The sequence below is a fragment of the Niastella sp. genome (assembly GCF_045805085.1).
GTDB lineage: Bacteria > Bacteroidota > Bacteroidia > Chitinophagales > Chitinophagaceae > Niastella.
Window position 1 is genome coordinate 1 of sequence record NZ_JBJMLX010000325.1, and the last position, 10,921, is coordinate 10,921.

Annotated in this window: 7 protein-coding genes and 1 pseudogene; all 8 read left to right on the forward strand. The window is 46.5% G+C overall.

The annotated features are described in order from the left end of the window. The first annotated feature begins 475 nt into the window (after positions 1-475). A complete protein-coding gene (locus tag ACJ751_RS17010; protein ID WP_407746720.1) occupies positions 476-1,591 on the forward strand; it encodes a taurine catabolism dioxygenase TauD in 1,116 nt (371 codons plus the stop codon). Between the two features lie 9 nt (positions 1,592-1,600). Beyond that, entirely contained in the window at positions 1,601-3,151 is a 1,551-nt protein-coding gene (locus ACJ751_RS17015; protein ID WP_407746721.1) for a pyridoxal phosphate-dependent decarboxylase family protein, read from the forward strand. Continuing rightward, positions 3,105-5,564, forward strand: coding sequence for a GNAT family N-acetyltransferase (locus ACJ751_RS17020; RefSeq protein WP_407746722.1), 2,460 nt, complete (start codon positions 3,105-3,107; stop codon positions 5,562-5,564). Before ACJ751_RS17015 ends, ACJ751_RS17020 begins: the two co-directional genes overlap by 47 nt. After that, a complete protein-coding gene (locus tag ACJ751_RS17025; RefSeq protein ID WP_407746723.1) occupies positions 5,564-6,907 on the forward strand; it encodes a lysine N(6)-hydroxylase/L-ornithine N(5)-oxygenase family protein in 1,344 nt (447 codons plus the stop codon). The genes ACJ751_RS17020 and ACJ751_RS17025 overlap by 1 nt, the downstream gene beginning before the upstream one ends. Positions 6,908-6,925: 18 nt before the next feature. Beyond that, positions 6,926-8,740 carry an IucA/IucC family protein gene (locus ACJ751_RS17030; RefSeq protein WP_407746724.1) on the forward strand — a complete coding sequence of 605 codons (1,815 nt, stop codon included), beginning with the start codon at positions 6,926-6,928 and terminating at the stop codon, positions 8,738-8,740. A gap of 2 nt (positions 8,741-8,742) precedes the next feature. After that, on the forward strand, positions 8,743-10,128 hold the full coding sequence (locus ACJ751_RS17035; RefSeq protein ID WP_407746725.1) for an MATE family efflux transporter: 1,386 nt from the start codon (positions 8,743-8,745) through the stop codon (positions 10,126-10,128). Positions 10,129-10,267: 139 nt separating this feature from the next. Beyond that, positions 10,268-10,501, forward strand: coding sequence for an acyl carrier protein (locus ACJ751_RS17040; RefSeq protein ID WP_407746726.1), 234 nt, complete (start codon positions 10,268-10,270; stop codon positions 10,499-10,501). Positions 10,502-10,526: 25 nt separating this feature from the next. Further along, positions 10,527-10,921: pseudogene (locus tag ACJ751_RS17045) on the forward strand (long-chain fatty acid--CoA ligase); the annotation flags it as partial.

The following is a 10,921-nucleotide window of genomic DNA, read 5'->3' on the forward strand; positions in this document are numbered from 1 at the left end:
CCAACGTAACGATAAAGTTTTAATAATAAAAAGCACTGTTCGTTTATTGTTAACGGTCTCCTGGTCTATCGGGAGACCGTTTTTATTTTTATATACACGCAATGTTACTTTTGTGACAACGTGAAATTAATTTCCTCTTCGCGTAACCGAATAATTGATTTTAGTTTATAAATTGCGTGTCTCCTTCCGACATCAAATGTCTGCATACGCAGCCCATTTGTAAACAATCCGGTTTTATAAGATAACCCCCGTAAGCAGTACAGCATTCTCCCTGTCTGTTAACGGATATGTCTTGTTATGTTATTGACACGTTCAATAATATAACCAGCTACGGTCTTGCCTGATCCACTGTTAAAAATTATAGTGTGCAGTAGTGTCACTGAACCTGCTTGCGGGTTACGGGCAAGGTTTGCATTGACTAAAGAAAACCTCATACATCATATACTTTAAATAACAAAACCATTAAGCTAAAAGTATGGAAACTATTACAACACACCGGCATCGAATGAACGGTCCCGGCGTATTACCTCCTCCCATGAGTCCATTAATCGTTGACGTTACACCCAGGGAACGGGCATCCATTTCAAATGTGGCCAATATATTAATGAAAGCGTTTGACCATTATGAACACCCTGATTTCATTTCCGCCTTGCACCTGAATGCCTTTCAGTTATTACCGGAACGTATTGCGGGTATCCTGAGCCGTTTTGGTACCGACTTCTCACGCAATCAGTACGGCGCTTTGGTATTCAGAGGCCTTACAGAAGTTGATCACGATGCGCTTGGTCCTACCCCGCCCTCATGGAAAGAAACCGATTACAGCAAGCTGGTTAAATATGGATTTATTTGTTCGCTGCTGCATGGCGCTATTCCATCAAAACCTGTCCAGTATTATGCCCAACGAAAAGGCGGCGGATTGTTGCATGCTATTATTCCCGATGAAAAAATGAGTCATACCCAAACCGGTTCCGGTTCGCGCACCGATCTGTTTGTTCATACCGAAGATGCATTTTTATTTAACCAGGCCGATTTCCTGAGCTTCCTGTTCCTGCGGAATGAAGAACAGGTACCCTCCACGTTGTATTCCATCCGCTCGCATGGCGAAACAAACGAGATCATGGCGGAATTGTTCAAACCAATTTATAAGTGTCCGAAGGATGCGAATTTTGCCGACGAAGCAAATGCCGGCGAGGAAGTGACCACTTCTATATTATATGGAAATCGCGAGCGGCCCTTTATCCGGTTTGATGCGGCCGAACAGATCTATAATGAAAAAGCCGGACAAACACCGGAGGCCATGCACAACCTGGTGCGTTTTTGGGACGAGGCCAAACAACTCATCTATAATGGATTCATTCCCGATTCAGGCGATCTCATTTTTGTAAACAACCATTTGTGCGCCCATGGCAGAAATTCATTTGTGGCCGGTTACCGCAATGAAAACGGGCAGCTGGTGAAATGTGAACGCCGGCTTATGTTACGCATGATGAGCAAGACCAGTCTCATCAATATTCAATCGGTTACTCAGTCAAATGACCCGTATTTAATTATGGAAGAACACTACGGCAAATTGTTTCATTCACAACAATAATCAGCACCAATGGAAAAACAAACCCTGATCTCCATATACGCCACAGAGTTGCCTGAAAACGAAAAGGACGACACTTCCCTGAACGATCTCTTTTATGAAGGAACCGAGACCGAATACCGGCTCGCCCTGCGCGCAGCTGCAGAACAGGTATCGGGCTTTTTAAAGAACAATAAGAAACCATTCAGCGGAATAAAACCGGCCACCTTGCTGGCTGAATTTGAAAACATCAGTCTGGATAAGCCGCTGCCCAACTATAAAAGCCTGTTTGAAGAAGTAAATGCCTTGTACATTAAACATGCTACGGCTTTTCATTTACCGCAATACATTGCGCATCTTAATTGTCCGGTAGTGATCCCTGCGCTGGCTGCAGAAGTGATCATCAGCGCCATTAATTCTTCACAGGACACGTACGACCAAAGCGCCGGCGGCACCTTTATCGAACGCCGCCTCATAGACTGGACGGGTGAACAGCTCGGTTACAGCAACCAATGCGATGGCGTATTCACGGGCGGTGGCTCACAAAGCAACCTGATGGGTTTATTACTGGCCCGGGATTATTATGCGCTTACTTATTTAAACCATAATATTAAGCTGGATGGTCATCCGGCCAATGCCAACCGGTTCAGAATATTCGTGTCGGAAAAGGCGCATTTCAGCAACCAGAAAAATGCCTCCTTGATGGGACTTGGCGAACAGGCCATTGTAAAAGTAGCTACAGATGAGCGTTTCCGCATGGATGCGGCCAATCTGGAGCAGGCCATTCTTGATGAAATGGAACAGGGTAATATTCCAATTGCCATTGTGGCCACTGCCGGCACTACCGATTTCGGGAACATAGATCCATTACAGGAGATTGCCCGGATAGCCAAACAATTCAACCTGTGGGTGCATGTGGATGCGGCATATGGTTGTGGTTTATTGCTGTCGGAAAAGTACCGGCACCTGTTGAATGGTGTCGAACAGGCAGATTCGGTAACCATCGATTATCACAAATCGTTCTTTCAGCCTATCAGCAGCAGCGCCTTTTTGGTGAAAAATAAATTACACCTCAATATCATCAAGCACCATGCAGATTACCTGAACCCCCAAGAACAGGATTATGATGCACTACCGGCACAGATCAATAAATCAATCACCCAAAGCACCCGCCGCTTCGATGCACTGAAATTATGGTTCACGTTGCGGCTCATGGGCAAACAAAAACTGGGACGGTATACAGACAGGATCATCGACACTACCGAACAGGCAGCTTGTTTGATCGATGAGTGGGAACAGTTTGAATTGCTCAGCCATTCCGATCTGGGCGTGTTGGTATTCCGCTACCTGCCACAACACCCAGGTGATATAGATACCTGCGCCATGAATTTACACATCAAACAAACGATGTTCTTCAATGGCGAGGTGCTGGTAGCCAGCACCAGGGTAAAAGGACAGTTCTACCTGAAGTTCACTATTCTGAACCCGCTTACAACTATTCAACATATTCAAAACATTTTAACCATTATACAAAAGCATGGAAAAGAGTACGAGCAACGCCACCACACACCGGCATACAGCTGAGCAGATCAATTACACGGCGCTCCTCAACAGCTTTTGCCGCGAGTTCAGTAACTGGAGCCGGTATGAAGGTATTCCCAAACACGACGAAGCGCTGGCAGAGTGGTTTCGGCATACCGGACATACATTACATCTACGAATTGATCTCGCTTCAATTGGCTATGAAGTGTACGTTCCTTTACAATATTATTCCGAAACCGGTATTCATGGTTTTTATTTCCCGGTTGCAGAAAAAGAACTGGCCACTGATAGCCTGCAGGAAATAAGCCCGTTCCGTTTTCTGGAACTGGTTACGCAATATGCAAAAACAATGTATCCGGAGGTTGACTCAGCACGCACGGCTTACTTAATGCAAAACAGCATCGATAACCTCGGGATCTTTCTTGACAGGCTGGCAACCCATCAGCCGGCTATTACCCGGGCGCATCAATCTTTTATAGAGGCGGAACAGTCCCTGTTATTGGGACATAGTTTGCACCCGCTTACCAAAACAAGGGAAGGTTTCACCACCGATGACCTGTTGCGTTATTCACCCGAAACGCAGGCCCGTTTTCCCTTATATTATTTTTTGATCCATCCGGATTGTGTAATAGAAAAAAGCACCGAGTCTACCCTGCCCTGCGACTGGTTAAAACAGGAGCTGCTGTCCGGCGGATTGCCCATCGCAATAAAAACGATAATTAGAGAATACTATGATTATAAAGTAGTGCCCACACATCCCTGGGAAGCGGTGTATCTGTTGCAACAACCTGCCGTGCAAGACATGCTGGATAAAGGGATGTTGTACAGCATAGGTGAAGCGGGCGCTTTGTATGCACCCACCTCTTCTGTTCGCACAGTATACAACGAACAAAGCGACTGGATGTATAAACTATCGCTGCATGTAAAGCTTACCAATTCCTACCGGGTCAACTATCCGCATGAGTTATACCGTGGGCACGATGCCGCCCGGCTGATAAAAACCAGTTGGGGCAAAGCCTTGCAACAACAATACCCGCAGGTGGAATTCATCACCGACCCTGCGTATATTATGGTAACCTGGAATGGTGAAATAATAGACGGTTTTACTACCAGCGTGCGTAAGAATGTTTTTAAGGGAAGTGCGGCACAAAAGAATGTATCGTTGATAGCGGCCCTGAGTCAGGATGGTATTAATGATACACCACGTATCGTAAATATTATTCGCGAAGCGGCCGATAAACAAAACAGACCCATTAAAGAAACCGCCATCGACTGGTTCAACCAGTACCTGCGCGTTTGTATGCAACCGTTGATCGGCATCTTTAATGATTTTGGGTTGGGCAGTGAATACCACCAGCAGAATATTTTACTGGAATTGAATGAGAGCCTGTTCCCTGCTAAGATCTATTTCCGCGATAACCAGGGTTTCTTTTTCCGGGAAGGAAAGGTGAAAGAACTGATGCAGGCTATACCTGACTTTGGCAGCAAAAGTCGTTCATTTATACCCGAAGAACGCATGTACCGCTATTGGGACCATTACCTTATCAGCAACAACCTGTTTGGTTTGATAAATGCATTTGGGAAGCACCAATTAGTTGATGAGCGCACGTTATTAGGTTTGACTTATGAATTGTTATTGTCTTTGCGTGACAGCGATACAACCGGACTGGTGAATCACTTTTTAACGGCGCCTAAACTGAACACGAAGGGTAATCTGCTCACCAGTCTAAATAATATGGACGAAGCCAGTGCGCCGCGTACCAATCCGGCTATATACCGTACGTATTACAATCCCCTGCATAAATATTTCTTTAGCGATACGCTTATTAATCCAGTTTCAAAGGAGATCTTCTACAGCCGGTATTTTCCGAAGGAAAATGTGACCATCAGTTTGCGGCCCATCGATCCTGACCGCGATCTGGACATGTTACATGAATGGTTTCATCGCGAGCATGCCATTAAGATCTGGCAAATGAACTGGCCCATCCGGCAGCTGGAAACCTATTACCGCACGTTGCTGGCCGGCGATCTGCTGTACGCCTATATTGGCGAGGCCAATGGCGAACCTGCCTGTTATTTTGAAGTGTACTGGGCCTGCCGTGACCTGGTAGGTGAATACTACGACGTATTGCCTACCGATTACGGCACCCATCAATACATTGCCCCGGTTGATCCCAAAAAGAAATACGTTTCGCCATTTACGCAATGTATGGTTGATTATGTATTTGCCCAACCGCAGGTAGGTAAAATGGTAGGCGAAGGCTCCGTTGATTCACTGGCGTCCCTGATGAACAAAATGCATGTTGGGTTCAGGATAGAAAAGGTAATAGAAATGCCACACAAAAAGGCCAACCTGAATTTCTGTTACCGCGAATGGTACTGGGCCAAATTCCCACAAAACAAAGAAATCATTATCAGCCCCGTGGCTGAACAATCACCTGCAAAAGAAATATAATGCAACAACAACCATATTCATTAATAGGCATTGGCATTGGTCCTTTCAACCTGGGGCTCGCAGCATTGATAGAACCGGTAGCCGGAATAAGTGCTTTATTCTTCGACCAATCAGCATCGTTTGACTGGCATCCGGGATTAATGCTGCCGAATGCCACTTTACAGGTTCCCTTTATGGCCGACCTGGTTACGCTGGCCGATCCTACCAACAAATACAGCTTTCTGAATTTTTGTAAACAAACCGGAAGGCTCTACCCTTTTTATATCAGGGAGAATTTCAACATCCTGCGGAAGGAATACAATGTGTATTGTCAATGGGTGGCCAAACAAGTAAGCAATTGCCGGTTTGGGTATGAAGTAACAGATATTCATTATAAGAATGAGCTGTATGAAGTAACGGTGCGCCATTCAAAAAGCAATAAGCCGGAAACCTATTATGCCAAACGGCTGGTATTGGGCACGGGCACGCAACCCTACATTCCGGCATTCATTGAACAACAGCCCGGTGTGATCCATACGTCGCAATACCTGATGCACAAAGACCAATTGCAAAACAGTGCTTCAGTGGCCGTGATCGGGTCTGGACAAAGCGCGGCAGAAATTTTCCAGGACCTGTTGCCTGCCACCCAACAAGGTTTGCAACTGAGCTGGTTCACCCGCTCGCCCCGGTTCTACCCCATGGAGTATTCAAAACTTACATTGGAATTAACCTCTCCCGAGTATGTAGACTACTTCTACCATTTACCGGAAGAAAAGAGAAAGAAATTACTGGCCAAACAGAACAGCCTGTACAAGGGCATCAATTACGATCTCATCAACGACATCTTCGATCAGCTGTACGAAATGAGTGTTGACAATGTACCGCTGCCTATAAACATAAGATCGAACATGCGGCTTGACCAGGTACTACCGGCCAACGAAGCCAATACCTGCGATCTGTTCTTTACAGAAACCGAACAACAGGAACCGTATCAATGCCAGGCCAATTATGTAGTGCTGGCCACTGGTTATAAATACAAGGAACCGGCTTTTCTGCAAGGCATAGCCGAACGCATCAACCGGCAACCTGATGGTTTGTTGCAGGTACAACGCGATTACACCATTGATATCAATAACGAAGAGATCTTTGTACAGAATGTTGAATTGCATACGCATGGTTTTGTAACGCCCGATCTGGGCATGTGCGCTTATCGCAATGCACAGATCATTAATAAGGTGTGTGGCAGAGAGGTGTACCTGGTTGAAAAGCGAATTGCGTTTCAAAGTTTTGGCGCCCTGAGCGGAATCGAAGGGGCGGCGCATAAAGCGCTGAGCGCATTGCCCGCCGAAGCGCGCGCTATTTAGTCATTTAAAAACACCACCATGAACAGTAAACCATTAGCGGGAACAGCCCCGCTTTCAAGAGCCATCTGGGAAAAAGTGAACAACCGGTTGCTGGCCAAGAGCCTTGCAGAACTGATGCACGAAGAAGTGGCCCAACCTGTTGTTGTTTCAGATGACAAAGATGGGCAAACCCATTTCCGGTTAACAACCGACCATGCTTCTATTGAATATACTTTCACCGGGTACAAACGCCTGCTCGATTACTGGCATATTGAAGCCACCAGTATACAGCGGCAGGAGAACGGGCACACAGCAATGGCCGTCGACGCCTGCCTGTTTTTCATAGAACTGCAAAACACATTTGGCATTCGTTCATTTACCCTGGCGCATTATATTGAAGAGGTGCTGCACACCTTATATGCCGATGCTTATTTGTATACACGTGGCCGATATACGGCTGCTCAACTGGCGGCAGCGGATTACCAAACGGTAGAGCATCAAATGGATGGCCATCCCTGGGTGATCGTAAACAAAAGCCGGCTGGGTTTTAATTATAATGAGTATACCCAATACGCCCCGGAAGCCGATCAGCCTGTTCAACTCAACTGGATTGCCGTGCATAAAAGCCGCGCCAAATTCCGCAGTCTGGACCACATAGCGGAACAAGCGTTCTTTGAACAGGAGCTGGGTATCGCAACCGTTAACTCATTTAAAAAGATCATTACTGATCAGGGTCTCGATGTGGCTGATTATACATTCATCCCGGTTCATCCCTGGCAATGGAACAATAAACTGCTGGTGCAATATGCAACAGATATTGCCAACAAGCTGTTGATCCCATTAGGCACGAGTGAAGACATCTACTCTCCGCAACAAAGCATCCGTACATTTTATAATACCAGTCAGCCGGAGAAGCATTATGTAAAAACAGCCATTTCAATTTTAAGTACGGGCAACATCAGGGGACTCTCGCTCAAACAAATGGCTATTGCGCCCCGCGTAACAAGCTGGGTAATGGATATGTTGCAGCAGGATGCATATTTACAAAGCCTCGGATTGGTATTGTTAGGTGAAGTGGCTACGGTGAGTTATATCCATCCATATTATCACTCTATCGTTGATCCGCCTTACCAGTACAAAGAATTCCTGGGGGTGTTATGGCGGGAAAGCGCAACGAAATATTTGCAACCAGACGAACGCATCATTACTATGGCGTCGTTGTTGTATGTTGATGAGGCCGGTCATTCAATGATAGGTGAACTGATAAAACGGAGTGGCCTTACTACAGCCGAATGGCTATTGGCTTATTTACAGGCTTACCTGAAACCGCTGTTGCAGATCTACTACCAACACTCCCTTTGCGTAACACCCCATGGCGAAAACATTATCCTGGTGTTGAAAGAGGAGGCGCCGGTGCGCATCATCATCAAGGATTTTGTGGATGACATTGTATTGACAGAAGAAGCTAAAGAAAAGCTACCTAAAGACCTCGCAGAAGGCATGATCGCTTCTTCCAATAAAGACAATGTACCGTTGTTTATTCTGCTGGGCGTTTTTGACGCATTTTTCCGGTACTTAAGTAATGTGCTGCATACCTATGACGGGTATACGGAAACCGAATTCTGGCAACAGGTATGCGAGGTGGTCCTTGAGTACCAGGAAGCGCATCCGGCACTGGCGAATACATTCGAAAAATACAACCTGTTTGTGCCGGCCTTCAAACGATTTTACATCAACAGCGTGCGGCTGCTGGGTAATGCGTATGAACAAAAGACCAGCTTTGCCATTCCACGCAAAGGCGGCACGTTACAAAATCCACTGACAGCTATTAAACAACCTGCCCTTCCTTTATAATTATGAAACAAAAAATTGAGCTGTTGAAACTGGCGCTGACAGGTAAAGAAAAACAATTTACCTCGGGCAGTATTAACCGGGCCATTGTTTTGCTGGCCGTGCCCATGGTGCTGGAGCTGGTGATGGAATCGTTGTTTGTTTGCGCCAACCTGTTCTTCATCAGCAGACTTGGCGCCAATGCCATTTCCATTGCCGGCACTACGGAGTCGGTGATCAGTGTTGCCTATTCAGTTTCCATCGGGTTGAGTGTTTCGGCATCATCCCTCATTTCCCGGCGCATTGGTGAGCAAAAACCAAAAACCGCTGGGATAACAGCCATGCAGGTGATCTATATCGGCCTGGGTATTTCATTAGTCATAAGCATAACTACGTGTGTGTGCTACCAGCAAATAGTAAGCTGGATGGGTTTGTCTGCCGGATCCATCAATGAAGGCAAACTGTTTTGCCAAATTATGTTTGGCAGTACGTTGTTCATCATTATGCGGATCACCATCAATGGGATCTTCCGGGGATCGGGTGATGCGGCCCTGGCCATGCGCACGCTCTGGCTTTCGAACGGACTTAATATTTTATTGTGCCCGGTATTTATCTTCGGCTGGGGACCTGTACCGGCCATGGGTTTAACAGGCGCCGCTATTGCAACGGCACTCGCCCGGATTGCCGGTGTGGGGTATCAATCGTGGTACCTGTTGCGTGGCAAAACTATCATCACCATTGGTAAAGCGCAGTTGTTACTGGTTCCTGCTATTATGAGGAAAATTATAAAGCAGGCCACCGGCGGTACGTTGCAATATATGATCCCGGCTTCCAGCTGGTTGCTCATGATAAAGATCGTGTCGCATTTTGGCGCTCATGCGCTGGCAGGTTATATCATTGCGCAACGCGTGGCATCGGTAGCCACCATGCCTGCCTGGGGCATTGGAAATGCCGCCGGCGTACTGACCGGGCAAAACCTGGGCGCCAAACAACCCGAACGCGCGGTGCAAACAGTCTGGAAAGCCGGTTCAATAAACATGTGCTTTCTGATCGTAGTGGCTATAGCCTGGTTCTTTGCAGCCCGGCCTGTCGTCAGCCTGTTCTCCGAGGAACCGGAAGTGATTGGCTACAGCATTCTGTACATCCGGTTCATCTCCCTGGCTTATATCCTGCTGGGCTATACGATGGTGATCGCCCGCTCCCTGAATGCAGCCGGCGATATCAGACAGGTATCGGTGTTATACATTCTCATGTTCTATCTCACGCAATTACCCCTGGCCTGGTTGCTGGGCATTGTGCTCAACTGGGGTCCAAAGGGAATTTTTATGGCCATTCTTGTTAGCGAACTGGTACTCGCTGTTTCATGTATTGTGGTTTTTAAGAAAGGAAGATGGCAGCGGATTAAAGTGTGAAGCAAGGCAAACGGCAGACGGCAGAAGGCAGACATAGTTCTTCGTTTTCAGTTTTTCTGCCGTTTGCCGTCTGCCTTCTGCCTTGCAATTACAGAAAACGAATTCTACACTAATAAACATTAACAACAAACTAAACAACATGCATCTACAAGAAGTAATCGCCAACGCCTTTGGCATTCCTGCAAACGACATTACCGACGAACTGGAATACCAAAGCATTCCCGAATGGGATTCCGTATCGCACCTGGTGCTGGTAACAGAACTGGAAGCCGCCTATGGCATCACCATCGAAATGGAAGATGTGTTGACCATGGGCAGCGTAGCCAAAATAAAAGAGTTGCTTAAGAAATACCATGTAGAACAGGTTTCCTGATCCTTTACCATTAACCATTAATACTATGTCATTATACGAACACATCCAACAAAACAAGGACCTGTTTTTTATCGATGCACAAACCGGGTACGCCGTTCCGGTGCGCGCCTTTCACCAATCCCTGCCGATCGACAACCGGCAGGGACTGGTTTTTATTTACAGCGATAACGGCATCGGGTCGATAGAAGTGCTGTTGAATTTCCTGAACAGCCAATTCACGGTAGTATTGTTAAGCACCCAATTGCATCCATCGTTCAAACAAAACCTGGAAGCGTTGTATACCCCGTACTACATTTTTGATCCCGTACGGGTAGCGGCCTTTGGTTACAACATCGTTGCCGCCTCTGACAGTATTCAATTACTAATGAGAAAAGATCCGGCGGAGTACCTCATTCATTCCAAAATAAAATTATTGCTGAG